Origin of the sequence: Pseudomonas sp. W2I6 (genome assembly GCF_030815935.1) — a bacterium.
In the GTDB taxonomy this organism is placed as follows: domain Bacteria; phylum Pseudomonadota; class Gammaproteobacteria; order Pseudomonadales; family Pseudomonadaceae; genus Aquipseudomonas.
This window is the reverse complement of sequence record NZ_JAUSXJ010000001.1, coordinates 119,318-143,917: the sequence shown is the minus strand read 5'-3', so window position 1 is coordinate 143,917 and position 24,600 is coordinate 119,318. Positions and strand designations below refer to the sequence as shown.

24 protein-coding genes and 1 pseudogene are annotated in these 24,600 nt (G+C 61.3%); 11 read left to right on the top strand and 14 right to left on the bottom strand.

What is annotated here, in order from left to right; translation table 11 throughout:
• Positions 1-116: 116 nt before the first annotated feature.
• The 3 genes from maiA to hmgA are packed head-to-tail and all read right to left on the bottom strand — an operon-like array spanning position 117 to position 3,344.
• Complete coding sequence (maiA, locus tag QF039_RS00705; RefSeq protein WP_307516562.1) at positions 117-758, bottom strand: maleylacetoacetate isomerase; 642 nt, start codon at positions 756-758, stop codon at positions 117-119.
• 12 nt (positions 759-770) lie between these two features.
• Positions 771-2,057: a fumarylacetoacetase gene (gene fahA, locus QF039_RS00700; protein ID WP_102368145.1), complete on the bottom strand. Its 1,287-nt coding sequence runs from the start codon at positions 2,055-2,057 to the stop codon at positions 771-773.
• Between the two features lie 3 nt (positions 2,058-2,060).
• On the bottom strand, positions 2,061-3,344 hold the full coding sequence (hmgA, locus tag QF039_RS00695) for a homogentisate 1,2-dioxygenase (RefSeq protein WP_177008196.1): 1,284 nt from the start codon (positions 3,342-3,344) through the stop codon (positions 2,061-2,063).
• 119 nt (positions 3,345-3,463) lie between these two features.
• Here hmgA and QF039_RS00690 point away from each other — a divergent pair, with 119 nt between their 5' ends.
• Positions 3,464-4,255, top strand: a complete 792-nt coding sequence (locus QF039_RS00690; RefSeq protein WP_307516559.1) for an IclR family transcriptional regulator — start codon at positions 3,464-3,466, stop codon at positions 4,253-4,255.
• Between the two features lie 135 nt (positions 4,256-4,390).
• On the opposite strand, the gene QF039_RS00685 is transcribed toward QF039_RS00690, so the two are convergent.
• From QF039_RS00685 to QF039_RS00650, 8 genes and pseudogenes are all read right to left on the bottom strand, one after another.
• Positions 4,391-6,880 carry a LuxR C-terminal-related transcriptional regulator gene (locus QF039_RS00685; protein WP_307516557.1) on the bottom strand — a complete coding sequence of 830 codons (2,490 nt, stop codon included), beginning with the start codon at positions 6,878-6,880 and terminating at the stop codon, positions 4,391-4,393.
• Between the two features lie 272 nt (positions 6,881-7,152).
• The gene (locus QF039_RS00680; RefSeq protein WP_087695186.1) at positions 7,153-8,520 is read right to left on the bottom strand and encodes a DUF1329 domain-containing protein; all 1,368 of its coding nucleotides are present in this window, start codon (positions 8,518-8,520) and stop codon (positions 7,153-7,155) included.
• 26 nt (positions 8,521-8,546) lie between these two features.
• A complete protein-coding gene (locus tag QF039_RS00675) occupies positions 8,547-10,337 on the bottom strand; it encodes a DUF1302 domain-containing protein (RefSeq protein ID WP_177040111.1) in 1,791 nt (596 codons plus the stop codon).
• A 485-nt stretch (positions 10,338-10,822) separates the two neighbouring features.
• On the bottom strand, positions 10,823-11,734 hold the full coding sequence (locus QF039_RS00670) for an SDR family oxidoreductase (protein WP_008438591.1): 912 nt from the start codon (positions 11,732-11,734) through the stop codon (positions 10,823-10,825).
• A 958-nt stretch (positions 11,735-12,692) separates the two neighbouring features.
• On the bottom strand, positions 12,693-13,595 hold the full coding sequence (locus QF039_RS00665; protein ID WP_307516554.1) for an alpha/beta fold hydrolase: 903 nt from the start codon (positions 13,593-13,595) through the stop codon (positions 12,693-12,695).
• Positions 13,595-14,377 (bottom strand): class II aldolase/adducin family protein, encoded by a 783-nt coding sequence (locus QF039_RS00660; RefSeq protein ID WP_003208491.1) that lies wholly within the window; start codon positions 14,375-14,377, stop codon positions 13,595-13,597. The genes QF039_RS00665 and QF039_RS00660 overlap by 1 nt, the downstream gene beginning before the upstream one ends.
• Before the next feature lie 168 nt (positions 14,378-14,545).
• The gene (locus tag QF039_RS00655) at positions 14,546-15,232 is read right to left on the bottom strand and encodes an LrgB family protein (RefSeq protein ID WP_003208490.1); all 687 of its coding nucleotides are present in this window, start codon (positions 15,230-15,232) and stop codon (positions 14,546-14,548) included.
• Positions 15,222-15,609 (bottom strand): annotated as a pseudogene (locus QF039_RS00650) (CidA/LrgA family protein). The gene QF039_RS00655 and the pseudogene QF039_RS00650 overlap by 11 nt, the downstream one beginning before the upstream one ends.
• Before the next feature lie 99 nt (positions 15,610-15,708).
• Between QF039_RS00650 and QF039_RS00645 the strand changes: the two are divergent.
• Entirely contained in the window at positions 15,709-16,605 is an 897-nt protein-coding gene (locus QF039_RS00645) for a LysR family transcriptional regulator (RefSeq protein ID WP_088427075.1), read from the top strand.
• Here QF039_RS00645 and QF039_RS00640 read toward each other — a convergent pair.
• Entirely contained in the window at positions 16,586-17,041 is a 456-nt protein-coding gene (locus QF039_RS00640) for a flavodoxin (protein WP_003208486.1), read from the bottom strand. The genes QF039_RS00645 and QF039_RS00640 overlap by 20 nt on opposite strands.
• 113 nt (positions 17,042-17,154) lie before the next feature.
• On the opposite strand from QF039_RS00640, the gene QF039_RS00635 reads away from it, so the two are divergent.
• Both QF039_RS00635 and QF039_RS00630 read left to right on the top strand, forming a co-directional pair.
• Positions 17,155-17,622 carry a PAS domain-containing protein gene (locus tag QF039_RS00635; RefSeq protein WP_003208484.1) on the top strand — a complete coding sequence of 156 codons (468 nt, stop codon included), beginning with the start codon at positions 17,155-17,157 and terminating at the stop codon, positions 17,620-17,622.
• Positions 17,623-17,680: 58 nt separating this feature from the next.
• Entirely contained in the window at positions 17,681-18,286 is a 606-nt protein-coding gene (locus QF039_RS00630; protein ID WP_003208483.1) for a hypothetical protein, read from the top strand.
• Positions 18,287-18,288: 2 nt separating this feature from the next.
• On the opposite strand, the gene QF039_RS00625 is transcribed toward QF039_RS00630, so the two are convergent.
• Positions 18,289-19,245, bottom strand: coding sequence for a MerR family transcriptional regulator (locus QF039_RS00625; protein WP_043225723.1), 957 nt, complete (start codon positions 19,243-19,245; stop codon positions 18,289-18,291).
• Positions 19,246-19,460: 215 nt separating this feature from the next.
• On the opposite strand from QF039_RS00625, the gene QF039_RS00620 reads away from it, so the two are divergent.
• Genes QF039_RS00620 through QF039_RS00595 form a run of 6 tightly spaced genes read left to right on the top strand, consistent with a single transcriptional unit; the run spans position 19,461 to position 22,395 of the window.
• Positions 19,461-20,021: an antibiotic biosynthesis monooxygenase gene (locus tag QF039_RS00620; protein ID WP_008432309.1), complete on the top strand. Its 561-nt coding sequence runs from the start codon at positions 19,461-19,463 to the stop codon at positions 20,019-20,021.
• Positions 20,022-20,078: 57 nt separating this feature from the next.
• Positions 20,079-20,789 (top strand): dihydromonapterin reductase, encoded by a 711-nt coding sequence (gene folM, locus QF039_RS00615; protein WP_307516549.1) that lies wholly within the window; start codon positions 20,079-20,081, stop codon positions 20,787-20,789.
• 20 nt (positions 20,790-20,809) lie between these two features.
• The gene (folE, locus tag QF039_RS00610; protein ID WP_010176988.1) at positions 20,810-21,370 is read left to right on the top strand and encodes a GTP cyclohydrolase I FolE; all 561 of its coding nucleotides are present in this window, start codon (positions 20,810-20,812) and stop codon (positions 21,368-21,370) included.
• A gap of 2 nt (positions 21,371-21,372) precedes the next feature.
• Positions 21,373-21,744 (top strand): dihydroneopterin triphosphate 2'-epimerase, encoded by a 372-nt coding sequence (gene folX, locus QF039_RS00605; RefSeq protein WP_003208474.1) that lies wholly within the window; start codon positions 21,373-21,375, stop codon positions 21,742-21,744.
• 23 nt (positions 21,745-21,767) lie between these two features.
• On the top strand, positions 21,768-22,064 hold the full coding sequence (locus tag QF039_RS00600) for a DUF1244 domain-containing protein (RefSeq protein ID WP_003208473.1): 297 nt from the start codon (positions 21,768-21,770) through the stop codon (positions 22,062-22,064).
• Positions 22,057-22,395: a HopJ type III effector protein gene (locus QF039_RS00595; RefSeq protein ID WP_307516545.1), complete on the top strand. Its 339-nt coding sequence runs from the start codon at positions 22,057-22,059 to the stop codon at positions 22,393-22,395. The genes QF039_RS00600 and QF039_RS00595 overlap by 8 nt, the downstream gene beginning before the upstream one ends.
• Before the next feature lie 186 nt (positions 22,396-22,581).
• On the opposite strand, the gene trxB is transcribed toward QF039_RS00595, so the two are convergent.
• A complete protein-coding gene (gene trxB, locus QF039_RS00590; protein ID WP_003208470.1) occupies positions 22,582-23,544 on the bottom strand; it encodes a thioredoxin-disulfide reductase in 963 nt (320 codons plus the stop codon).
• Between the two features lie 293 nt (positions 23,545-23,837).
• Here trxB and cysZ point away from each other — a divergent pair, with 293 nt between their 5' ends.
• Positions 23,838-24,593 carry a sulfate transporter CysZ gene (gene cysZ, locus QF039_RS00585; RefSeq protein ID WP_003208468.1) on the top strand — a complete coding sequence of 252 codons (756 nt, stop codon included), beginning with the start codon at positions 23,838-23,840 and terminating at the stop codon, positions 24,591-24,593.
• The last annotated feature ends 7 nt before the right edge of the window (positions 24,594-24,600 follow it).

Sequence of the window (24,600 nt, the reverse complement as noted above, 5' to 3'; positions counted from 1 at the left end):
GTTTTTATAGTGGTGTAGATCGTTCCCACGCTCCGCGTGGGAATGAATCAGGTGACGCTCCGCGTCACGGACGCAGAGCGTCCAGGGCGGCATTCCCACGCAGAGCGTGGGAACGATCAGACTGGTGGGGTATCCGGTTGGTTGGCGGGATGAGCCGCCATGAACGCCGGATGCTGCGCCGCCAACCCCGCCACCCGCTGAATGCGCGGGTATGCCGCCAGCGACACCTTGAACCGCTCGGCCGCATACAACTGTGGAATCAGGAACGTATCCGCCATCCCCGGCTGCTCGCCAAAGCAATAACCCTGATCACCAATCAACTGCTCAACCGCCGCCAGGCCCTGGCTGATCCAGTGCCCGATCCACTCCAGCACCTGCGCTTCATCGTGCCCCCATTGCTTGAGCAGATTCTGGGTACTGGAGTTGTGCAGCGGGTGGATGTCGCAACCGATGATCGACGCCACCGCGCGCTCATGGGCGCGGGTTGCCAGATCCGTGGAGAGCAACGGCACCTGTGGATAACGTTCCTCCAGGTACTCGATGATCGCCGGCGACTGAATCAACACATCACCCTCATCGGTGCGCAAGGCCGGCACGCGACCTTGCGGGTTGATCGCCAGGTACTCCGGCTGATGGTTGGCGCCGCCCTTGGGCACCAGCAGGTTGACCGGCACGGCGGTGAAGTCCAGGCCCTTGAGGGCCAGCGCGATCCGCACCCGGTAGGACGAAGTGGAGCGGTAGTAGGTATAGAGTTCCATGGCCCTGCCCTCTCAGCGCGCCGCGACCACGGTACCCCGGCATTCGCCGAAGCCGATGGAGGCAAACCCGTCGCGGGTGCAGCGGGCACGCAGGATGATTTCGTCGCCGTCTTCGAGGAACTTACGCACTTCGCCGGAGGCCAGTTCGATCGGCTTTTTACCGCCCTCGGTGATTTCCAGCAGGCTGCCGAATTGTCCGGCTTCAGGCCCCGACAAGGTGCCCGAACCAAACAGGTCACCCGCCTGCAACTGGCAACCATTGACGCTGTGGTGCGCAACCATTTGCGCGACGGTCCAGTACATGTGTTGGGTGTTGCTCAGGGTCAGGCGATGGGCCGGCAGGTTCTGCTCGCGCATCGAGGCGGTGGTCAGCAGCACTTCCAGTTCGATATCAAAACCACCGGCCGCCTGGTCGCGCTTGTCCAGCAGGTATGGCAGCGGTTGTGGGTCGCCTTCAGGGCGCGCCGGTTGTGCCTTGCGGAACGGTTCCAGGGCTTCAGCCGTCACCACCCATGGCGAAATGCTGGTGATGAAACTCTTCGACAGGAACGGGCCCAGCGGCTGGTATTCCCAGGCCTGGATATCCCGCGCCGACCAGTCGTTGAGCAGGCAGAAACCGGCGATGTGATCAGCCGCGTCGCCGATGGCAATCGAGTCGCCCATGGCATTGCCCTGGCCGATCCAGATGCCCAGCTCCAGCTCGTAGTCCAGGCGTGCGCAGGGGCCGAAGGTCGGCTCGGTCTGGCCGGCTGGCAGGGTCTGGCCTTTCGGGCGGCGGACCTCGGTGCCCGACGGGCGAATCGTCGACGCGCGGCCGTGGTAGCCGATCGGCACATACTTGTAGTTGGGCAGCAGCGGGTTGTCCGGGCGGAACAGCTTGCCGACGTTTTGCGCGTGCTCGATGCCCACGTAGAAGTCGGTGTAGTCGTTGATCCTGGCCGGCAGGTGCATCTGGCAATCGGCAGCCGGGTGCAGCGCAGCTTGCAGTTTGCCTTGCTGGTCGCTGCCTTCGGCCAACAGTTCCAGCAGGCGTTCACGCAAGGCCACGCGCGGGCCACGGCCGAGTTCGAAAAACGCGTTCAATTGGCCGCCAGCGGTGGCTTCAACGGCCCGGCGGGCTTCGCCTTCAAAGCATTCCAGCGCGGCGTGCAGATCAAGAATCTGCTCGCCAATCGCCACGCCACTGCGCGGTGCCGAGCCATTAACGCTGAACACCCCCAACGGCAGGTTTTGCAGCGGGAAATCCCGGTGACCGTTGGCGGAAACCACCCAACTGCGGGTGAGATTAGGCTGAGTCATGGGTTATCTCCGATTCGGGTTGAAGGTTGCGGGCAGTGAGGCCCAGCAAGCGTCGTAGGAAGGTTGCAGTTGCGGGCATTCCAGCGCGAACTGTGTAGGACGCAGCACTTGGCTGGTCTCGAACATGAACGCCATGGTGTTATCAATCTTGTGGGGCTCAAGCGTCGCGTTGATGGCTTTGGTGCAAGTCTCGCCATCCGGGCCGTGGGCGCTCATGCAGCTGTGCAACGACGCACCGCCGGGCACGAAGCCTTCAGCCTTGGCGTCGTAGGCACCCTGGATCAGGCCCATGTATTCGTTCATCAGGTTGCGGTGGAACCACGGTGGCCGGAAGGTGTTTTCGGCGACCATCCAGCGGGGCGGGAAGATCACGAAGTCGAGGTTGGCCAGGCCGTGCACGCTGGTGGGCGAGGTCAATACGGTGAAGATCGAGGGGTCCGGGTGATCGAAGCTCACGGTGCCGATGGTGTTGAAACGACGCAGGTCGTATTTGTACGGCACGTTGTTGCCGTGCCACGCCACCACGTTCAGCGGCGAATGGTCGAGCTGGCAGCCCCACAGTTCACCGAGGAATTTCTGCACCAGCGTGGTCGGTTGCTTGAGGTCTTCGTAATGGGCGACGGGCGTGAGGAAATCCCGTGGGTTGGCCAGGCCGTTGCTGCCGATAGGACCAAGGTCCGGCAGGCGCAGTGGCGCGCCATGGTTCTCGGCGACGTAACCGCGGGCCTGGGCATCCAGCAGTTCGACGCGGAATTTCAGGCCCCGGGGCAGCACGACGATTTCCAGTGGCTCGACTTCCAGCACACCCAGTTCGGTCGCAATGCGCAGGCGGCCCTGCTCGGGAACGATCAACAGTTCGCCGTCCGCGTTGAAGAACACGCGGTCCATCGAACGGTTGGCGCGGTAGTTGTAGATGCTGATGCCCGAGGGTTTTTCCGATCCGGAATTGGCGACCATGCCTACAAGGCCATCGATGAAATCTGTCGGCTCACCCGGAATATCCAGCGGGTTCCAGCGCAGGCGGTTGGGCGTCACAGCGCCCAGCGGTCCACCGGCCAATTGCCGCTCCAGCTTGACGAACGCCGGGTGATTGGCCGACGGCTGGATGCGGTACAACCAGGTGCGCCGGGCTTCGCTGCGGGCCATGGTGAAGGCGGTGCCGGAAAAGAGTTCGGTGTACAGCCCGTAGGGCGCTTTCTGCGGGGCGTTCTGGCCGACGGGCAATGCACCGGGCAAGGCTTCAGTGGCAAATTCATTGCCAAAACCCGATTGGTATTCGAGGGTCATGGATCATCCTCTGAGCGGAAGTTGTTTTTATCGTAATCCAGTTACGCATAACGTAATTTGATACCTGTTGACCGTCAAGCTATAAAGACGCCCATTCGTCTTTCGGATTCATGCCCTCCATGGAAAAGCCGCCCGCCCCCCGCGACACCGGTAAACAGAAAGTCCGCTCGGCTGAAGTGGGCACCGACATCCTCAAGGCCCTGGCTGAACTGTCGCCGGCCACCTCGTTGTCGCGCCTGGCCGAGCACGTGCAAATGCCGGCGAGCAAGGTCCACCGTTATTTGCAGGCGCTGATTGCCTCGGGTTTTGCCGAACAGAACACCGCCACCAACCATTACGGCCTGGGCCGTGAAGCCTTGCGCGTGGGGCTGGCCGCGCTGGGCAGCATGGACGTGCTGAAAGTCGCCGCCCTGCCCCTGGCGGAACTGCGGGATGAGTTGAATGAAACCTGCTTCCTGGCCGTCTGGGGTAACCAGGGCGCGACGGTGGTGCATATCGAGCCGGCGGTGCGCGCGGTGACGGTGGTCACGCAATTGGGCTCGGTGTTGCCGTTGCTCAGTTCGTCCACCGGGCTGGTGTTCAGTGCGTTCCTGCCGTCGCGGGAAACCGTGGAGTTGCGCGAGCGGGAGATTCAGGCGGGCGTTGCCCATGCGTTGGCGGATGACCAGGAATACGCGACCACCTGTGAGCAGATCCGCCAGCGCGGCTTGCACTTTGTGCATGGTTTGCTGATGCCGGGTGTGGACGCGTTGTCGGCGCCGGTGTTCAACGCGGTCGGGCAAGTGGCGGCGGTGTTGACCGTGGTGGGGCCGACGTCGCTGTTCCATGCCGATGAAGACGGCCCGGCGGCGAAGCGTTTGCTGGCGGCGACCCAGGCGGTGAGTTGGCGCATGGGTTATCAGCTTCCCTGACGCAACGCCGTTCAACTGTGGGAGCTGGCTTGCCTGCGATAGCGGTGCATCAGGTTAGCTATCTGTCGCTGCCACACCGTCATCGCGGGCAAGCCCGGCTCCCACATTAGCCTGCGTTGATTTCGAGATTAAAGTTCAGGCCATCAAGCCCAGCGTCTTGGCCTTGGCCACTGCCTGGGTGCGCCGCTCCACCCCCAACTTGCTGTGAATCCTCCGCGCATGGGTTTTTACCGTGTGCAGCGAGATAAACAATTGGCTGGCAATTTCCAGATTGGAATTGCCCTGGGCAATCAGTTGCAGCACCTCAAGCTCGCGCTGGCTCAGGGGATTTTCCCCCGCCGCCGCCGGGCATTCCTGCGGCTCCAGCCCCAACGCACTCAACAACCCCGGTTGCCTGAGGCGCAGCTCGCGTATCGCCTGTTGCACCTGGCAACGCCCCGCCAGTTCCAATCCGGCTTTCAGCGAGCGCACGGCCAACGGGCGATCGCCGACTTGCCAGGCCACTTCCCCCAGCACCAAGTGCAACTCCGCTTCCAGGCACAGCATGCCCCGCTGACGGGCGGCCTCCAGTAACGCACTCAGGCGGGCGACAGGCTCTTCGGCGCGATGCAATTTCACTTCGGCCAGCACCTGCAAATATTCAAGCCTGGGGATCAACTCCAGGGTGGCCGGCGGTGCTTGTTTCGCCTTGGGGCCACGGTAGTGCCGCAGCACCCGGGTCACCGCCTCCAGGGTCAGTTCGGCACGGCCCTGTTGCAGCCAGAAATGCCCGCTGAGCAACAGCAATACGGCGCGATAGACGGTGTCGGGCACCTGGCGTTGCTGCATCAGGCGTTCAGCGTCGCGCAACTGGATAAACGCCTGGGCGTAATCGCCCTTGTTGGCGGCCAATAGCGCCAGTCCCAGGTAGCCGTAGAGCACGCGTTTGTCCTGGCTGTGCAGGCACATGCCCAGGCCGGATTCGAAGCATTCGGCGGCCACGGCGTCGTGGCCCTGGCGCAGCGCCAGGTGCCCACGTCGCAAGCAAATCCGCCCCATCAACGGCCCGGCTTTAAGCCGCTGCTGCACCAGCATGCGCTGCACATTTTCCAGCAGGCTTTGGGCCCGATACGGCGCGCCGCGCTGCTCCAGCAACTGCGCATGATCGAGCTCCAACAATGCCTCCAACAGCAGTGAGCCGTGGGAGCGCGCCAGGCACAACGCCTCGCGGTTCAGCGCCTGGGCCACATCCAGCTCGCCACGCAGCAAGGCTTGCTGGGTCAGGCCCGACAGGCACATCAGGCGCGACGTCCAGGCGCTCTCGGGCAAGTCTTGCAGGGCTTCGAGAAAATGTTCCCGGGCCCGTGCGGCTTCGCCGCCCAGATGCAACAGCCAGCCCCATTGCGCCTGCCAGCGGGCCAGCAGATAACGCTGCAGGTGCGCGGTCGGTTGCGGAGTGAAACGCGCCAGTTGGTCAATGCACAACGCCGCCTGGTCGAAACGCCCGGCAAACAGCAACGCCGCCGTTACCAAGCCCACCAGTTGCGCCGAGCCCAGCATCAATTCATCACCATGCTGCTCATGCAGGCGCAACAACAGCACCGCGTTTTGCTGGCGGAACAGGTCTTCAAAACTGAAATGCTGCAACAGGCTTACGGCCACTTCGTACTCTTCGGCCTGCAACGCTTGCTCAAACGCTGCTTGCCAGTCCTCGGCGGCGGTAAACCATTGGCACGCGCGCCGGTGCCAGGAGCGCCTGGCTGGCCAGGGTTCGGCGCGCATCAGTTGGGCCAGTGGCGGGAAGACTTGCAGCCAGTCGGTGGACTCCTCCCAGGGCTCGATAAAGGCGCCCAGCGTCTGCAAGTCTCGCAGGTAGTCGCCACCATCACCAAAGCCGAACAGGTGGTCACACAAGCTCGGGTTGAAGCGTGGCAGGTGCGCGAGCACGCGCCAGGCCTCGGCCAATTCCGGCGCCAGGCCCGTGAACAACTCGTGTTGCAGGTAGTCGAGCAAGGTTTTGTCCGGGTGCCCGTCGCCTTCAAGCAATCCGATACGCACTCCGGCGCACCAGCCGGCGCTGAACTGCAACACCTTGTCGGCACTGGGCCCGGCCAAGTGCTGGATTTCGCTGGGGTCAAACGCCAACTCGGCAGCGCTGCATTCCCACAGCTCATCATCAAGCAACAGCCGGGGCCAGTTGCAGGCCGGCCGCCGCCGCGCGCCGATCCACCAGGTCAAGGCCGGGCTGCTGGCCGCCAGAATGCGGTCAAGCAACCCATCCAGTTCAGGAGCAGGCACGCGGCAGAAGTCATCGAGAAACAACCAGCCCGGCGCTTGCCAGCGGTTCAGGGCCAGCAGCAACGTGGGCTCATCAACAAAGTCGAGGCCAAGGCTTTGCGCCAGGCGCTGACACAAATCCGAGGCCACGCCATTCAGCGGCAACCAGTACACCTGGCACTGCGAAGGCGCCTGCAACGCGCACTCGGCGAGCAATGCACTCTTGCCACTGCCGGCCGGGGCGCAGAGCAACTTCACCCGCGCGGTGGCGTTGAGCAGCGGCACGGCCAGGCGCGGGCGCAACAGATGATGGGGAGACAAGCGTGGCATGAATCCAGGACGATCCAGACAACGGGTCATGGCGGTCATTACTGCGTCCCTGTTTTTTATTATTAGGCGGCGTGCGCCCTACCCTAGTCCTGTGGCTGGCGGTTGTTGAGGAGTATTCAGCAGGCTGATTGGCGGGCATAAAAAAGCCGGGAGCCAAAAGGCCACCCGGCACTCGTTCTAAAGGTGGAACACAGTAAATGTGGGAGCGGGCTTGCTCGCGAAGGCGGTGTATCAGTCACTGATGCTTTAACTGACAGACCGCTTTCGCGAGCAAGCCCGCTCCCACAGTTTGATCGCATTTCAATCAGGTTTTAGCGCACGCCTTCCGAGCGCAATGCTGCCGGCGTGTAGTCGGCCGCCTTGGCCGCAAAGCCGAACACAAAGCTGCTCTTCTCTTCGTTCTTCATGCCCAGGGCGATGTAGCGCCCGGCGATGATGTCGTACAGGGTTTCGACGGTGTAGGCCGGCACCTGATGGTCGTAGTAGAACTGCGCGTGACCCTCAGCAACACGCCACAGCTGGCCGCGGCCGTCGTAGTGGTCCACCAGCGCCACCTGCCAGCTGTCTTCGTCGATGTACATGTGGCGCTTGGCGTAGATGTGCCGCTCGCTCGGCTTGACGGTACCCACCACCTCCCAGACCCGGTGCAGCTCGTAACGGGTCAGGTCCTGGTTGATGTGGCCGGCCTTGATGATGTCGTCGTACTTGAGGGTCGGCGAATCGAGCTTGTAGCTGTTGTAGGGAATGTACATCTCCTTCTTGCCCACCAGCTTCCAGTCGTAGCGGTCGGGAGCGCCGGAGAACATGTCGAAGTTATCCGAGGTGCGCAGGCCGTCGGCCGCAGTGCCCGGCCCGTCGTAGGCCACTTGCGGCGCACGGCGTACGCGGCGCTGGCCGGCGTTGTAGACCCAGGCCAGGCGCGGCTCCTTCACCTGGTCGAGCGTCTCATGCACCAACAGTACGTTGCCGGCCAGGCGCGCCGGGGCGGTCACCGATTGTTTGAAGAAGGTCAGTACGTTGGCGCCCTTGACCGGGTCCATGTCCGGGATCAGTTGCGGCACGGCCACTTCTTCCTCGAAACGGATCGGCGTGTAGCTGCCGTTGGTCTGCGGCGTGGCTTGGGTGATGATGCGGCGCAGGTTGCCGCCGTGGTAACGGGTGATGTGGTTCCACAGCACTTCCACGCCATTTTTCGGAATCGGGAAGGCGTAGTAGCGGTTGCCGGTGAAGTTCTCCAGGCCATTGCCGTCGTTGATCGCATGCACATTGAGCGCGCTTCGCTTGATCGACTCGTAGATCTCCGGCGGCAGGTTGACCGTGCGGTGGGTCGGGTACACCGGAATCTTGTAGGTTTGCGGGTAGCGCTTGAACATCGCCACCTGGCCTTCGGAGAGTTTGTCCTTGTATTTGTCGACCGTGGCGGCGGTGATCACGAACAGCGGCTTTTCATTGGCAAACGGGTCAGCGAGGAAGCCTTTGCTGTCCACCGCCCCGGCGTTTTTCGGGATACCACCGGTCCATGCCGGGATCGAACCATCGGCGTTACCGGCCTTCTCGGCGCCCACCGGGGTCAGGGTAGTGCCGAGCTTGGCCGCTTCTTCCGGCGACACTGCGGCCATCACGTTGGCGGCCAACAGGCTCAGGGCCAACACCCCGCATTGCAGAATCATTTTGCGCATAGTCTCTTGTCCTTACTTAAGCCAAATCAGAAGTTCACGCCAAAGCTGAGGGCGATGAAGTCGCGGTCGGTGAGGGTGTTGTAGTCACCGCCAAAAAAGTCGGTGTAGCTCAGGCTCGCGGTGTAGGTGTTGCGGTAGTCCGCATCCACGCCGACGCTGATGGCCTTGGCGCCTTCGTTGAACAGGCCGTTGGGGCCGTAGCCGCTGACGTCCTGGGACCACGACACGTTGGGCTTGAGGTTGACCCCGGCGAATACGTTGTTGTAATCGAGGATGGCCCGGGCGCGATAACCCCAGGAGTTGGCCGTGACAAACCCATCGGTGTCGCCGCCGAACCCGTACTGGCCGTAGACCGAGTCACGGCCATAACGCAGCTTGGATTTCGCCTCCAGCCCGCCGACGTGCACAAAGGCCGCCTCGCCCACCAGGGTCAGGCGTTCGGCGCCCAGTACCTGGTCGAAGAATTGGGTCATGGTGCTCTGGATCTGGGTGATTTCCTTGCGGCGGTAGCCGGCGTTGTCGGCACCGAAGGAACTGCTGATCGGTGAAGCGGCGTTGCCGGCAATCGGGTTGACCAGGGCCAGCGTCAGGTCGGTGGTGTTGAGTTGTACGGGGGCATTCGGGCGATAGCTGATTTCGCCGGTCCAGGCGGTGCCGGTGGGCAAGGTGGTGGAGAAACTGGCACCGAACAGGCGAATGTTTTCCGGGTAGTCGAGGTAATACTGGCCTCGACCGAGCATCGTGCTTTGCGCCAGGCCGGCCCCGGTACCCGGGGCGATCCCGTTGGCCGCGTTGGCAATAGCGCCAATGGTTGCCAGGTTGGTGTTGGCGGTGATGGTACCGACGGTGGGCGTGCGGCTGTGATAGTTCATGAAGTACAGGCCGTACTCGGTGTCATCCCCCAGCCAGCGCAACGCCATGCCGAACTGGCCGCCATCGCGCGCCTCGCGGTCTTTTGCACGCTGCACTACAACGCCTTCGTTGGTGACCTGGAAGCCTTGGCCAAACGCCGCCGCCACCGGTTGCAACGGCGCAATCGCCGGGCTGCCGACGGTGTAGTTGCCGTTACAGCCGTGGGCCACCACGTCGTTACCGAAGAAGGTGCCGCAGTTGTCCACCACGGTGTTTTCCCAGTTCAACTGGTAGAAACCTTCCACGCTCAACTGGTTGGTGAGGCTTTGGGAGGCGAACACCATGTTGACCGGAATCAGGCCTTCCTTGATCTCGGCGCCAGGGCGGCGGAACGCGGAAACGTCGATGGGGTTGATGCTGTTGATGGAGTTGCCGATGAACGTACTTTCCCCCCAACTGACCACCTGCTTGCCGACGCGCACGTTGCCCGGCAAATCGCCGATGGAATAGTTGTGATAGACAAACGCGTCGAGTAATTCGTAGCCGGAAGAGCGTGCGCCTTCGTCGCGGTGGTTATTGCTGATCTGCTTGAATTCGCGGTCTTCGTCCTGCAGTTCAAAGTCGTACCAGTACTTGCCGCGCACGAACACGCCGCTGTCGCCGTACTTGAGTTCCAGGTCGTGGATGCCCTTGAAGATCTTGGAGAAGGTCTCGCCCTTCTTGAAGTTCAGGCGACCATCATCGCCGGTGGAAGCCTGGCCCGTTCCGCCATTGGGAATGCCTACCAGCTTCTTGTCGGCATCACGCATGCCCCAGCTGGCACCGACCGACAGCGAGGAATCGAATTGCCCTTCGATCTCGCCGATGTTGAACGAAACAGCCTGCGCCTGGGCACAGCAACCCAAAGCAACCGCAGCGGCCAGCGCCTGTGGCCTGAAGATGGCGCGCATTGTTGTTTTTGTCATGCGTCTTCCCCGGTGGTGTGACAGAAGGCCCCACCCTACTGCCCGCGATCAGGAGCGATAAGCGCACCAAGGAGGTATTCGTGTTGTCGCTCGAAAGGATGAGAGGGCGCTCTGGCCGGGGTCTTGGAGAGGCCATGGACGAGATGGATGAAGGATTATCAGGAGGATGGATGAGGTGTTATTGCCACTGTTGCGGGTTTGGTAACAGTCCTTGTCTCGAATCGCTATTTTTCATTTTGTAACAAAAGCCTATTCTTGCCTGGCTTTCAGGGCAAACCGCCCGCTTCCAGAACCTGGAAGAACAGCCAGTTTTTTATGGATTGATCAATATTTTCAATCTGTTACCGGTGTTCACTGACGTTGATTTATTGCTCCTTGATCAAACGTCTTACTTCAGCCGCTGCCTTTGCAGCGGCTTTTTTTATGCCTGAAATAAAGCGGGGCGCCATGGCGCCCCGCTTGATTAAAACTTTTTCACGTAATGATCACAGGCTGTACTTCTGCAGGTTGGCCATCATCTCCTTCAAGGCCTCGATGTTGTCCTTGGGGTGAGCGGCCCCGTCGAAGTCACAGATTTGCTGCCAGTGGGCGGCGACATCATCCGGGGAGAACCCGGCTTCAGGATCAAACCCAACCCCCAGGCTGCGCTCCCAGCGGGTCTTGCCGATCCAGCCGCCGCCCACCTCAAACAGCCCGGAGGTTTCCTGACACGCCTCGCTGCCCAGGTACACCACCAGCGGGCTGATCAATTCCGGCTTGAGGCGTTCGAAGACTTGCGGCGGGATCAGGCCTTCGGTCATGCGTGTACCGCCGGTGGGGGCGATGGCGTTGACCAGGATGTTGTTCTTGCGACCTTCCAGCGCCAGGGTGCGGGTCAGGCCGTACAGGCCGAGCTTGGCCATGCCGTAGTTGGACTGGCCGAAGTTGCCGTAGATACCGGAGGTGGAGGCGGTGAAGATCACCCGGCCGTAGGCTTGTTCACGCAGGTGGGGCCAGGCGGCGCGGGTGACTTTGTAGGCGCCTTCGACGTGTACGCGGTAGACCAGGTCCCAGTCGCTGTCTTCCATTTTGTGGAAGGTTTTGTCCCGCAGGATCCCGGCGTTGTTGACCACGACGTCGATGCGGCCGAAGGCGTCGAGGGCGTTCTGGACGATCTTGTCACCGTCGGTGACGGAGTCGTGGTTGGCCTCGGCGATGCCGCCGGCTTCGCGGATTTCGGCCACTACGCGGTCGGCCGCCGAGGCGTTGGCGCCTTCGCCCTGGGTTGAGCCGCCAAGATCGTTGACCAGCACTTTGGCGCCGTGTCTGGCGAACAGGAGTGCGTGGGCGCGGCCTAGTCCGCCGCCGGCACCGGTGACGATCACGACCTTGTCTTGGAACTGCACAGGCTCACTCATTGGGGACTCCAGGGGTGGTTAGGGGTGGATGGGTTGAGTGTCAGGCACGGGGCCTGGGGTCACAATAAATACGGCTGGGGGTGAATGGTGCGCGATAAGGCTGGGGGATGATTGGTGTGGGTTAGATGGGGGACATATCCGTTATTTAGGTAACGGCGGCTTATGGTTCCGCTCTTACAGCGGCTCACTTTTGAAGAGCGCAAAAGTAAGCAAAACGCTCTTGCCCCACCACTCGGCACCTCGCTTAGGCTCGGTGTGCCCTCACTCCGGCTTTGGACCGTGGGCCGCCGCGATGGGCCATCCTTGGCCCAGCGCGGCTAACCCGGCGTCCTGCCGGGTTACCCACGCTCCAAAGCCTGCGTTCGGCCAGCGTGGTTTAACGGGGCGCCCAAGATCAAGATCAAAAGCAGATCAAGAGCACAGCGGCCTACCGGCCGGCTTGAGTGTTGAAGAGCAAAAGCCAAATCAAAATCTAAAGCGGGCACGGTCCAAAAAATGTGGGAGCGGGCTTGCTCGCGAAGGTCGTTAACGATGACGCGGACATTCTGGATGAACGCGGCGCTCTCAGGTTTTTCGCGAGCAAGCCCGCTCCCACAGAAAAGCAGCTCTGTTTTCCCTCTGGTTTTTGCTTTTGCTTTTAACACTCAAGCCGGCCGGGAGGCCGCTGTGCTCTTGCTTTTGATTTTGATCTGACTGCCCCAATAAGCCCGAGGCCGAACGCAGGTATTGCGCAGCGGGTAAACCGGCAGGACGCCGGTTTAGCCGCGCCGGGCCATGGATGGCCCGTCGCGGCGGCCCGCGGAGCAATGCCGGAGTGAGGGAACGCCGAGCCCTAGCGAGGCGCCGACAGGCGGGGCAGAGCCCTTTGCTTACTTTGGGGCTTTTCCAAAGTGAGCCGCTGTAAGAGCGGAACCATAAGCCGCCGTTACCTAAATAACGGATATGTACTCAACCCCAATCAAGAATAAGCCACCCGAGAAGCCCCCACCCCAAGCCCCTCCCGAAACGCCAGATAATGCTTCAACACCTGCACCGGCGCCTCAATCTGCGGATAGTGCCCAATATTCGCCAGCAACACCGTATCCGCATGCGGCACCAGTTCACGATACCGCTGAACCATATGCCCCCCAGAAATCGGATCAACCTCCCCATCGATCACCCGCAACGGCACCTCCCCCCACTGCATCGCTGCCACCCATCGATCCCGCTGCCGCCGACGCTGAGGAATATACGCAATTAACTTGTGCAAAATCCGCGGCCCATCCTGGCTCTCGATCAGGCTCCAGAAATCATCCAGCGCACTTTCACTGGGCCGGGTCGAAGGCCCGAAAATCTGCCCGAAACTATTGGCCAGCGCATTACGCCCAAACGCCCGCCCGATCATCCACCCCAACGGGCTCAGCAACAGCTTCTGCACCAACGCCGGACGATGCGTCTCCGGAAACAACCCACCGTTGAGAAACACACAACTGCCCATCCGAAACCGGCCTTCGTAATGCCGCGCCAACAACTCCTGCGCAACACTGTCACCGTAATCATGGGCCAACACATGCACCGGCTGCTGCACCCAAAGATGCTCCAGCAACGCCTGTTGCAAGTCCGCCTGCTCCAGCAGGCAATAGGTGTGGTCCAGCGGCTTGGCCGAATCGCCAAACCCCAGCATGTCGCAGGCAATCACTTGATAGCGCTGGGCCAACGGCTGCCAGAGGTAATGCCAATCCCAACTGGCCGTGGGAAAACCATGGATCAGCAGCAACGGCTCGCCCTGCCCCGCCACCCAGTACCGAATGGTGCGGCCGCGAAACTCAAAGCTCTGGGCACGCTGGCGCCAGATGCGCAGCGGGATCTCGGCGAGTGGCATCAGCTTTTATACCCGGGGTCGAGTGCATCGAGTTTGCGCAGCAACGCCGGCCACGCCAGCGCGCCGCCCATGCCCTGAGCGCTTTTGGTGACCCCGGCGATCATCGCCCGGGCACCGGCCAATATCTGCGGCGCAATGCTGATCAGTTCAGCGCCACCGTTCTGCGCCATCACCTGGATATCGCAGGTGCGCTGGAAGATGAACATCATCAGGAACGTATCGGCGATGCTGCCGCCACAGGTCAGCAGACCGTGGTTGTGCAGCATCAGGAAATTGTTTTCGCCAAGGTCGGCCTGCAAACGGGCCTTTTCCTCGTGGTTCAGCGCCACACCTTCGTAGGCGTGATAGGCCAGGCTGGACAGCACAAACAGTGATTGCTGGCTGATGGGCAGCACGCCCTGTTTCTGCGCGGAGACGGCAATACCGGAAGCGGTGTGGGTGTGCAGCACGCAGACCACATCGTGCCGTACTTCGTGCACCGCACTGTGAATGGTGTACCCGGCAGGGTTGACCTCGTAGGGACTGTCCATCAGCTTGTTGCCGGCCTGATCGACCTTCACCAGGCTCGACGCGGTGATCTCGTGGAACATCAGCCCATAGGGGTTGATCAGGAAGTCTTCGGTGCCCGGCACCTTGGCCGAGATGTGGGTGAAAATCAGGTCGTCCCAACCATGCATCGCCACCAGGCGATAGCACGCGGCGAGGTCGACGCGGGCCTGCCATTCGGCCGCGCTGACCTGGTCTTTTACGCTGTGTGTCGATTGAACAGTGGCTAGGCTCACGGCAATGACCTCCTTGACGCGTTTTCTTATTATTTTTCTGAGTGAAGGGGCAATCCAGGTAGAAGAGGCAGTCTAGTCAGACCTCGAGGCCGCCGTAGTTGCATTGGCAGCCAGCTTGATGACCGAACGGGTCAGTCCTGAGGATAGTTCGATTTTGTTCTGCGCGTGTCAGAGAAGCGACGCCAATAAAGGCGCGGCGAACAGGTTGAGCAACCCGGTCAGCACCATTACCAGGCCCGCCACGGAGCCTTCCTCACCGCCCACCTCATGAGCCCGGCTGACACCCGCGCCATGAGCGCCCACGCCAAACAATGCGCCACGGGCCAATGGCGTGCGCAACGGCAACCACTTGAGCAGTACGCCGCCGAGCATGGCGCCAAACACCCCGGTGAACATCACGAACACCGCCGTCAGTTCCGGCACGCCGCCCAGGTCGGAAGACACCGGCATCGCGAACGGGGTGGTGATCGAACGGGGCACCAACGACATCGTCACCGAGCTGTCGAGAGCGAGGGCCTTGGCCAGGCCATACGAAGTGGCGATGGACGCCGCACTGCCCGCGACCATCCCCAGCAATAACGCTGACCAGTGGCGCACCAGCAATTGGCGCTGTTGCCAGATCGGAATCGCGAACGCCACGGTCACCGGGCCCAGCACCAGCATCAGCCAGTGGGTGTCGGTGGCGTATTCGGCATAGGCGGTTTTCATCGGCACGGCCACCGCCAGCAGCAGCGCCGGCACCAGGATCAGCGGCGACAGCAGGTAGCGCCCGGTGCGCCGGTAGATCCAGCGGCTGAAGCCGTAGGCACCGAGGGTCAGCGCCAGCCAGAACATCGGCATCAGCTCAAGCTTCATGGCGCAGCTTCCAGCGGCAGACGAATTCCACGGTAAACGCAGTCACCAGCATCACCGACAAGGTGCTGAAGCCGATCACCAACATGATCCGCCAGCCGTCGTGCTTTACCAGGCCACCGTAGTCCAAAAGGCTCATCAAGGCAGGAATAAAGAACAGCAGCATCTCGGCCATCAGTACACCGGCCGCCCAGTTGCAGAGCCGCCGGTTTTACCAGGCCGGTGGCGAAGGTCAGCAACAACAGGCCCAGGCCGACCACACCACCGGGAATAGGCCAGCTCAGCCAGGCGGCCAATTGGCAGCCCAGAAAATATATGGCCAGCAGCACAATCAGTTCAGTCAACAACCGACCGACGACTTTGAAGGTGAAACGTTTCATGAGCTTTGGGTCCTCGCAGGGCTCCCATTTTAAAGAGGCCCCTGGCATCCCCACAGCGAATTGTTAGACTGCAAGCTATTCCAAACTGGAATCATGTCGATGGAATTTAAACAACTGCGCAGCTTTGTCGAAGTGATCCACCGCGGCGGCTTTACCCAGGCCGGCAAAACCCTGCACATCAGCCAGTCCGCCGTCAGCAAGCAGGTGGCGCAACTGGAGCAAAGCCTGGGCACGCCGCTGCTGGATCGCCTGGGTTCGCAGATTCGCCTGACGGCGGCCGGCCAAGTGGTGTTGCAGCGGGCAGAGGCGATGCTGCGCCAGCAAGCCGAGTTGCTCAGTGAGCTGGATGACTTGAATCAGCTGACCCGTGGCGAACTGCGCATGGGCCTGCCGCAGTTGGGCGGCGACACGTTGTTCGCCGGGCTGTTTGCCGAATACCGCCGCCGTTATCCGAACGTCACCATCCAGTTGCTGGAAGGCGGCAGCCGCAATATCGAGCAGGCGATCTTGAGCGGAGAGCTGGAAGTGGGCGGCAGCCTGATGCCCAGCGACCCGGCATTCGCCTGGCAGGCATTCTGCGATGAACCGCTGGACGCCCTGCTGCCGATGGACCATCCATTGGCCGATAACGCGCAGATCCGCCTGGAGGAGTTGGCTGACACGCCGTTCCTGATGTATCAGCGCAGTTTTGTGTTGAACGACCGCCTGCTACAGGCCTGTCAGCAATTGGGCTTCACCCCGAAGGAAAGTGGTCGCAGCGGCCAGGCGGATTTCCTTGCGGCCCTGGTGGCCGCCGGCCAAGGCGTGGTGTTGCTGCCCAGCGTGGTGGCCCGGGGCCTGGTGCGGCCCGGGGTGGTGCGCCTGACGCTCAAGGCGCCGGACTACCTGCGCTGGGACATTGCCTTTATCTGGCGTGAGGGTGCCTACCTGTCGAAAGCCGCCCAGGCCTGGCTGGCGTTATTGCGCGAGTTCCCGGTCAACCGCGCAGTGCAGTGACCAACTCGGCCAGCCACGGCTCGGCGTCGGCTTCCGGGGTCACGCTTTCGCTGGCGTCCAGGCGCAGCATCGGCAGCACTTCGTGCACGCCCAACTCGGCAAACAGCTCGCGCATTTGCTCGCCGCCGCCGCAGAAGGTGTCGCCATAGCTGGCGTCGCCCAGGCCGATCACCGCGCCGGGCAAGCCTCGCCAGGCGGCCGGCAGTTGGTCGCGAATGGTCGAGTAAAGCGGCTGCAGGTTGTCGGGCAGTTCGCCCATGCCAGTGGTGGACGTCACGGCCAGGAAGGCTTCCGGAGCAAAGCCCTGTACGTCGGCGAGGGTTGCCCGCGGGTTGTGCCAGGCGTCGAAGCCGGCAGCGTTGAGGATGCTTGCAGCATGACGGGCGACTTCTTCAGCCGTGCCGTACACCGAGCCGGAAAGGATGGCGACTTTCATCAATCTGATCCTGTAGCTGACTAAAAGCCTGGGATATTAACAGCTGGGGCCCATGGACAGGCTGCCGGCATGTCTTAAACTGCAAACTCCAACTACAAGCCATGGACCGCTCAATGATTAACGCCAAGCTGATGCAACTGGTGATCAACGCTTCCAACGACGGCATCGTTATCGCCGAGCGCGAAGGCAAGGACAAGCCACTGATTTATGTGAACCCGGCCTTCGAGCGCATGACTGGCTACACCCTCGACGAAATCCTCTATCAGGACTGCCGCTTCCTGCAATCGGGCGATCGTGACCAGCCGGGGCTGATGGCGATTCGCGAAGCCCTGGAGAGTGGCGGCGCCTGCCGGGAAATCCTGCGCAATTACCGCAAGGACGGCACGCATTTCTGGAACGAGCTGTCGTTATCGACGGTTTACAACCCGGCCGACAAGCAGACCTACTTTGTCGGTGTGCAGAAGGATGTGACCGTTCAGGTCAAGGCCCAGCAGCGTGTCGCGCAACTGGAAGCCCAGTTGGCTGACCTCAAGGCGGAGCTTGCGGCACTCAAGGCGACGAGCGGATCTAACAAAAACTAGAAAACGCGGTCTTTAAAGAGATAATGGCGTTTTAATACCTTTTTCTTGAGCAAGATCAATGCAACGCGACGCGCTTTTGACGCAGGACGAGCTGGATTTTATTCAGACCATGCACCATAACCCGCAACTCAATGTGCGGGACGCGTCGTCGAGCCTGACGGTCAATGGCGGTGCGCAGATTCGTGATCTGCTCACCCGCCTGGCCGCCCATGACCATGTCACCCTCCAGGCCCAATTCGACAACCAGCAAATGACGTTTCCGCTGCAATTGGTGGAAGACGAGTTTCATGCCGTGCATCTGCGGCTGGGTGTACCGAGTATTTTCGAAGACGGGCCGATGATCCGCCCGTGGCGCCTGGCGCTCGAAGAGCCGGTGCCGTTGGAAAATATCAAGGGCCAGCCGGGGGCACTCTGGGTGCATGAGGTGTCGTTCAAAGGGTTGCTGGTGGAAATTCGCGGGCGGATCAAGGCGCCAAGAACCTTTTCGCTGTGGTTCAGTCCGTCCGGGTACGAGCGCATTTCGGTGCGGGGCACGCTGGAACGGGAAACTGCCCGAGGATTGTTCGCCTACCGCCTGAGCCAGAACGATGTGGATGAGACCGAGCGCCTGCGCCAGTTTATCCTGCAGCAACACCGCCTGTTTCACCCCGAAGTCCACGCCTGAAGTCAGGTATCCAGGTTACCGCGCAGAAACTGCTGCAAGCGGCGCTGCATCAATCGCCCTTCGTTACCCAGGCAGCCAACGGATGAACCCGCCAGTTGTTCCTGCGCCAACTCCGCCGCATCGCCGGCCAGCAACAGTGGGCAATCCAGGGTCAGGGCCAACCGTTCAAGGCGCCGAGGCAAGCCATTGGCCGGCGAGTGATTGGAGAACACCACAAGGGCTTGTGGCCTGGTTTTTTCACAGACAAGGGTCAATTCATCCATCGGCTGGCCCACAGCCAGGACCTTGACCGCCAACTCGTCACCGCTCATCAACAGGCCTGCGACCAACAACTCCAGCTCTCGGCACTCCCCCGCAATGGCCGCCAGCAATACCCGCGGCGCCGCTGAGGCACAGCCTATCTGCAGGCGTTTCCAGGTTCGGCTGCGCAGGAATCCATCAAAAAACAGCCATTCACTGGTTTGGCCAAACAACCCCTGATGTCGCAACAGTTGCTGCCAGAGGGGCATCAGGATGTCCTGGAACACCACCGCGACCGGGTAGGCAGCGAAAATCTGGCCATACAACCGGTCCAGTTGCCGGTCGTCGAAGGCACCGACGGCCGTTCGCAACTGCGCCTGCCATTGGGCCCACTCATGCTCTGCACCTGCCGGCGAAGCAGCCGCCGCTTCGACTTGATGATCGTCGCGGGCGAGGATCTTGCCGACCTTGCTCACGGCCACGCCACGCTCGATCCAGTCAAGAATGCGATGAACGGTCTCGATATCGGTGCGCGAATACAGGCGGTGCCCACTTTCGGTGCGAACCGGGTGGATCAGCCCGTAACGCCGTTCCCAGGCACGCAAGGTGACAGGGTTGATGCCTGTCAATCTCGCGACTTCGCGAATCGGAAACAGCTCGTCGGAATCGGCAGGGTTGCCAAGGGCCATTTCGGGACGTGGAGCAGTCATTACAGACATCAGGGCATCAATATACTGTCAGGAACTTGGATCCCATTTAACGCCCATACAGCTGTCCGATTCAAGGTCTTCGACAAGCCGACCAATGTCGCTGGTGTATTTCTGCAAAACAGGAATAATCCTTGCCTGTTTTTTCAACGTGGCTGCTTACCCCGCAGCTTCGTTCGTGCGCCGCCTACCCGGCCCAGTGCACCTGATCCTTATGGAGATACACAATGTCTACCTCCCCCGTCACCCTGATGGTTGCGCGCCGCGTGGCCAAGGGTCGCTATGAAGAGTTGATGGCCTGGCTGCGCGAAGGCGAGCAATTGGCCACGGACTTCCCCGGTTACCTGGGTTCAGGCGTGCTTGCACCGCCGCCCAACGATGACGAGTTCCAGATTATTTTCCGCTTCGCCGACGAAAAAACCCTGCATGCGTGGGAGTTTTCCGCCTCCCGTGGTGCATGGCTCGGGCGTGGCAGTGAGCTGTTTGCTGCGCCGTCGGAGCATCGCGTACGCGGTATCGACGGCTGGTTTGGCGCCGCCGCCGCACGTCCGCCGCGCTGGAAGCAGGCCGTGGCCATCTGGCTGGCATTTTTCCCGGTGTCGCTGCTGTTCAACTTCGGCCTTGAGCCGCTGCTCAGCGAGTTGGGGTTGCTGAGCCGTGTGCTGGTCAGCACCCTCGCGCTCACGCCATTGATGGTTTACTTCTTTATCCCGTTGTCGACCCACCTGCTGGCCGGTTGGCTGCATCCGGCGCCAGCCCGGGTAAAGGCCACCGAAGCCGCTGCTTGAGTACAAGGGAGGCCGCTCGCTGGTATAGTTTTAGCCTGCCAGCGATTCGAGCCTCCCATGTCTTCAACACCCGCCCCGATCCTGATCACCGGTGCCGGCCAGCGCGTCGGCCTGCATTGCGCCCAGCGCCTGCTGGACGAAGGGCAGCCAGTGATTTTCAGCTACCGCAGCGAACGTCCCGGCGTGCAAGCCTTGCGCGAACGCGGTGCGATCGGTGTGTTTGCCGACTTCTCCAACGAGACCGGTATTCTCGCCTTCATCGACGAACTGAAGACGCACACCCAAAGCCTGCGGGCGATCATTCATAATGCCTCGGCCTGGGTGGCGGAAGCGCCCGGCGACGAGAGCCGCGCCTTTACCGACATGTTCAGCGTGCACATGCTTGCGCCGTACCTGATCAACCTGCATTGTGCTTACCTGCTGCAACGCTCCACGCCTGCGGATATCGTGCACATCAGCGATGACGTGACCCGCAAGGGCAGCCGCCAGCACATTGCCTACTGCGCCACCAAGGCCGGGCTCGACAGCCTGACCTTGTCGTTTGCCGCGCAGCTTGCACCGGATATCAAGGTGAACAGCATTGCCCCGGCAATGGTGATGTTCAACGAGGGCGACGACGCGGCTTACCGCGCCAAGGTCCTGGCCAAGGCGGCACTGGGCGTCGAGCCCGGCCCCGAGGTGATTTACCAGAGCGTGCGCTACCTGCTGGATAACCCGTATGTCACCGGTACCACCCTGACCGTCAACGGCGGGCGGCATATCAAGTAAGCCGTTTGCGAGGATGTTGTATGACTTTGTCCCTGCCCCACCACTACCGCGAGATCCTCAAGGGCCTGGGTGAAGACCCCGAGCGCGAGGGTTTGCTCGACACGCCAAAGCGTGCCGCCAAGGCCATGCAGTACCTGTGTCACGGCTACGAGCAGAACCTGGAAGAGATCGTCAACGGTGCGCTGTTTGCCTCCGACAACGACGAGATGGTGATCCTCAAGGACATCGAGCTGTATTCGCTGTGCGAGCATCACCTGCTGCCCTTTATCGGCAAGGCCCATGTGGCCTATATTCCGACCGGCAAGGTGCTCGGCCTGTCGAAGCTGGCGCGTATCGTCGACATGTTCGCCCGTCGCCTGCAGATCCAGGAAAACCTCACGCGGGAAATTGCCGACGCCATCCAGACGGTGACCCAGGCCGCCGGCGTGGCGGTGGTGATCGAAGCCAGGCACATGTGCATGATGATGCGCGGTGTCGAAAAACAGAATTCAACCATGAACACCTCGGTGATGCTCGGCGCCTTCCGCGAGTCGAACACCACGCGCATGGAGTTCCTGCAACTGATTGGACGGAGCAAGTAGCAATGCCACAACTTCAGCCAGGCATGGCGCGCATCCGGGTCAAGGACCTGTGCCTGCGCACGTTTATCGGGATCAACGAGGATGAAATCCTCAACAAGCAGGATGTGTTGATCAACCTGACCATCCTGTATGCCGCCCAGGAAGCCGTGCGCGACAACGACATCGACCACGCGCTGAACTACCGCACCATCACCAAGGCGATCATCGCCCATGTGGAAGGCAACCGCTTTGCCCTGCTGGAGCGCCTGACCCAGGAGATCCTCGACCTGGTGATGAGCAATACATCGGTGCTGTACGCCGAAGTCGAAGTCGACAAACCCCATGCGTTGCGTTTTGCCGAATCGGTGTCGATCACCCTGGCGGCCAGTCGCTAACCCTTACCTTTGCAGTGAGCATCATGAACGATCAACAACGCCTCGAACTCGAAGCCGCCGCCTTCCGCCGGCTGGTGGCCCACCTGGACAGCCGCAAGGATGTGCAGAACATCGACCTGATGAACCTCTCGGGCTTCTGCCGCAACTGCTTGTCCAAGTGGTACAAGGCCGAGGCCGACGAGCGCCAGATCGAGCTGAGCCTCGATGACGCCCGTGAAGTGGTGTACGGCATGCCGTACGCCGAGTGGAAAGCCCAATATCAGCAAGAAGCCAGTGCCGAACAGCAAGCGGCATTCGCCAAAGGAAAACCCCATGACTGACCTGAACACCCTGCGCGCCAGCCTCAACAGTGGCGAACATGTTTTTGCCGATACCCTGGCCTTTGTGGCTGCCGGTTACGACTACCAGCCACAAGCGTTCACCAATGGCAGCGTGGAAAACGCCGCCGGGCAGAACGAAGGTTCGTGCAAGACCCTGGGCCTGGCGCTGCTGGAAGGCTTGAGCGACCAGGAAGCGCTGTTGGCGTTTGGCGAGCATTACCGTTCGGTGCTGGCCACGCCTGAAGGCAGTGACCATGGCAACATTCGTGCGCTGATCGAGCATGGGTTGGCGGGTGTGAAGTTCACTCAGCGGCCACTGACCCGCCGCTGATTCAATTTGATAACCCGGTTTAATGTGGGAGCTGGCTTGCCTGCGATAGCGGTGTATCAGCCGACGCCGCTATCGCAGGCAAGCCAGCTCCCACAGTGATTGGGTTAACACTTCTGAACTGCGGTGCGGCATAAATCCCGTGCATAAAAAAACCGGCCTCGCAGCCGGTTTTTTTGTTTCTACGGTTTAGAACGAAGCGTCCTTCAAACCGTCGAGGTAACGCTCGGCATCCAGTGCCGCCATGCAACCGGCGCCGGCGGAGGTGATCGCCTGGCGGTACACGTGGTCGGCCACGTCACCGGCAGCGAAGATACCTTCGATGTTGGTGGCAGTCGCATTGCCTTCACGGCCGCCCTGCACGATCAGGTAACCGTCTTTGGCATCCAGCACGCCTTCGAACAACGAGGTGTTCGGAGTGTGGCCGATGGCGATGAACACGCCGTCGACTTTCAGCTCGTCGAAGCTGCCGTCGTTGTTCTTCAGGCGAGCACCGGTCACGCCCATGTTGTCGCCCAGGACTTCATCCAGGGTGGCGTTGAGCTTGAGGATGATCTTGCCTTCGGCCACGCGGGCATGCAGCTTGTCGATCAGGATCTTCTCGGCGCGGAAGGTCTCGCGGCGGTGAACCAGGGTCACGGTGCTGGCGATGTTGGCCAGGTACAGCGCTTCTTCCACCGCAGTGTTGCCGCCACCGACCACAGCCACTGGCTTGTTGCGGTAGAAGAAACCGTCGCAGGTTGCGCAGGCCGAAACGCCCTTGCCCATGAACGCTTCTTCCGACGGCAGGCCCAGGTAACGAGCGCTGGCGCCGGTGGCGATGATCAGCGCGTCACAGGTGTACACGCCGCTGTCGCCGGTCAGGCTGTAAGGCTTCTTGGAGAAGTCGACCTTGTTGATGTGATCAAACACGATCTCGGTTTCGAAACGCTCGGCGTGCTCTTTCATGCGCTCCATCAGCACCGGGCCGGTCAGGCCGTGGACGTCGCCCGGCCAGTTGTCGACTTCAGTGGTGGTGGTCAACTGACCGCCCGCTTGCATGCCGGTGATCAGCAACGGCTTGAGGTTGGCCCGGGCAGCGTAGACGGCAGCGCTGTAACCGGCAGGGCCGGAACCGAGAATAATCACTCGCGAATGACGGGTATCAGACATGACTCACTCCTATCGACCGCCCGGACTACAGAACGGCTGGAATAAAAAAGGACCGCGAAGCACTTGGGGAAGGCTTGAACTCGCAGATCCTGAAAATAATGGGTGCAGCGTATAGAGGGAGGCAAGATTAAGGAAATACGGATTAACAATCCAGCTCATAGGTGGTCTCTATCCCATGCCCTCTATTAATCGACACCTTTGTTACCGTTAATGTCGCGATGCGGGCCGTGCTTTCCCGGTACTCCCAAAGCCGGTAAGGTCGGCGCGTTCGCCCCTATTGCCCGGAGTTATCCATGCCCGCCCCCGTTCTTTCAGGCCCACAGTACCTGCGCGAAGGTCTCAAACTGGTACTCAGCCCCGGCCTGCGGCTGTTTGTGCTGCTGCCGCTGGCAATCAACCTGATCCTGTTCGTCGGATTGATCTACTTCGCCGGCCATCAGTTCAGCCTGTGGGTCGACACACTCATGCCGACGCTGCCGAGCTGGCTGAGCTTCCTCAATTACCTGTTGTGGCCTTTGTTCGTGGTGCTGGTGGTGCTGATGGTGTTTTTCACCTTCACCATGCTTGCCAACATCATTGCCGCGCCGTTCAACGGCTTTCTGTCGGAAAAGGTCGAAGTGGTGGTGCGCGGCACCGATGATTTCCCGGCGTTCAGCTGGGGCGAACTGGCGGCCATGGTCCCGCGCACCCTGGCCCGGGAAATGCGCAAACTGGGTTACTTCCTGCCCCGGGCCATCGGCCTGTTTATCCTGTCGTTCATCCCGGTGGTCAATCTGGTGGCAGCACCGCTGTGGCTGCTGTTTGGTGTGTGGATGATGGCGATCCAGTACATCGACTACCCGGCCGACAACCACAAGCTGGGCTGGAACGAAATGCTCGCTTGGCTGCGCCAGAAGCGCTGGCAGAGCATGAGTTTTGGCGGCATCGTCTACCTGGTGCTGCTGGTGCCAGTGGTCAACCTGCTGATGATGCCGGCGGCGGTGGCCGGGGCGACGCTGTTCTGGGTGCGTGAGCAAGGCGCCGAGGCCATGGCCATTAAAAAGGCCTGAGCCGTCA

Coding starts and splice junctions, on each gene's coding strand:
- QF039_RS00645 (WP_088427075.1), top strand. CDS start 15,709: ATGGAATTTAAACAACTGCGCAGCTTTGTCGAAGTGATCCACCGCGGC.
- folX (WP_003208474.1), top strand. CDS start 21,373: ATGCCACAACTTCAGCCAGGCATGGCGCGCATCCGGGTCAAGGACCTG.
- trxB (WP_003208470.1), bottom strand. CDS start 23,544: ATGTCTGATACCCGTCATTCGCGAGTGATTATTCTCGGTTCCGGCCCT.
- QF039_RS00670 (WP_008438591.1), bottom strand. CDS start 11,734: ATGAGTGAGCCTGTGCAGTTCCAAGACAAGGTCGTGATCGTCACCGGT.
- QF039_RS00595 (WP_307516545.1), top strand. CDS start 22,057: ATGACTGACCTGAACACCCTGCGCGCCAGCCTCAACAGTGGCGAACAT.
- QF039_RS00640 (WP_003208486.1), bottom strand. CDS start 17,041: ATGAAAGTCGCCATCCTTTCCGGCTCGGTGTACGGCACGGCTGAAGAA.
- QF039_RS00665 (WP_307516554.1), bottom strand. CDS start 13,595: ATGCCACTCGCCGAGATCCCGCTGCGCATCTGGCGCCAGCGTGCCCAG.
- QF039_RS00600 (WP_003208473.1), top strand. CDS start 21,768: ATGAACGATCAACAACGCCTCGAACTCGAAGCCGCCGCCTTCCGCCGG.
- QF039_RS00690 (WP_307516559.1), top strand. CDS start 3,464: ATGGAAAAGCCGCCCGCCCCCCGCGACACCGGTAAACAGAAAGTCCGC.
- QF039_RS00620 (WP_008432309.1), top strand. CDS start 19,461: ATGTCTACCTCCCCCGTCACCCTGATGGTTGCGCGCCGCGTGGCCAAG.
- folM (WP_307516549.1), top strand. CDS start 20,079: ATGTCTTCAACACCCGCCCCGATCCTGATCACCGGTGCCGGCCAGCGC.
- QF039_RS00675 (WP_177040111.1), bottom strand. CDS start 10,337: ATGACAAAAACAACAATGCGCGCCATCTTCAGGCCACAGGCGCTGGCC.
- maiA (WP_307516562.1), bottom strand. CDS start 758: ATGGAACTCTATACCTACTACCGCTCCACTTCGTCCTACCGGGTGCGG.
- cysZ (WP_003208468.1), top strand. CDS start 23,838: ATGCCCGCCCCCGTTCTTTCAGGCCCACAGTACCTGCGCGAAGGTCTC.
- hmgA (WP_177008196.1), bottom strand. CDS start 3,344: ATGACCCTCGAATACCAATCGGGTTTTGGCAATGAATTTGCCACTGAA.
- QF039_RS00630 (WP_003208483.1), top strand. CDS start 17,681: ATGCAACGCGACGCGCTTTTGACGCAGGACGAGCTGGATTTTATTCAG.
- folE (WP_010176988.1), top strand. CDS start 20,810: ATGACTTTGTCCCTGCCCCACCACTACCGCGAGATCCTCAAGGGCCTG.
- QF039_RS00625 (WP_043225723.1), bottom strand. CDS start 19,245: ATGTCTGTAATGACTGCTCCACGTCCCGAAATGGCCCTTGGCAACCCT.
- QF039_RS00685 (WP_307516557.1), bottom strand. CDS start 6,880: ATGACCGCCATGACCCGTTGTCTGGATCGTCCTGGATTCATGCCACGC.
- QF039_RS00635 (WP_003208484.1), top strand. CDS start 17,155: ATGATTAACGCCAAGCTGATGCAACTGGTGATCAACGCTTCCAACGAC.
- QF039_RS00655 (WP_003208490.1), bottom strand. CDS start 15,232: ATGAAGCTTGAGCTGATGCCGATGTTCTGGCTGGCGCTGACCCTCGGT.
- fahA (WP_102368145.1), bottom strand. CDS start 2,057: ATGACTCAGCCTAATCTCACCCGCAGTTGGGTGGTTTCCGCCAACGGT.
- QF039_RS00680 (WP_087695186.1), bottom strand. CDS start 8,520: ATGCGCAAAATGATTCTGCAATGCGGGGTGTTGGCCCTGAGCCTGTTG.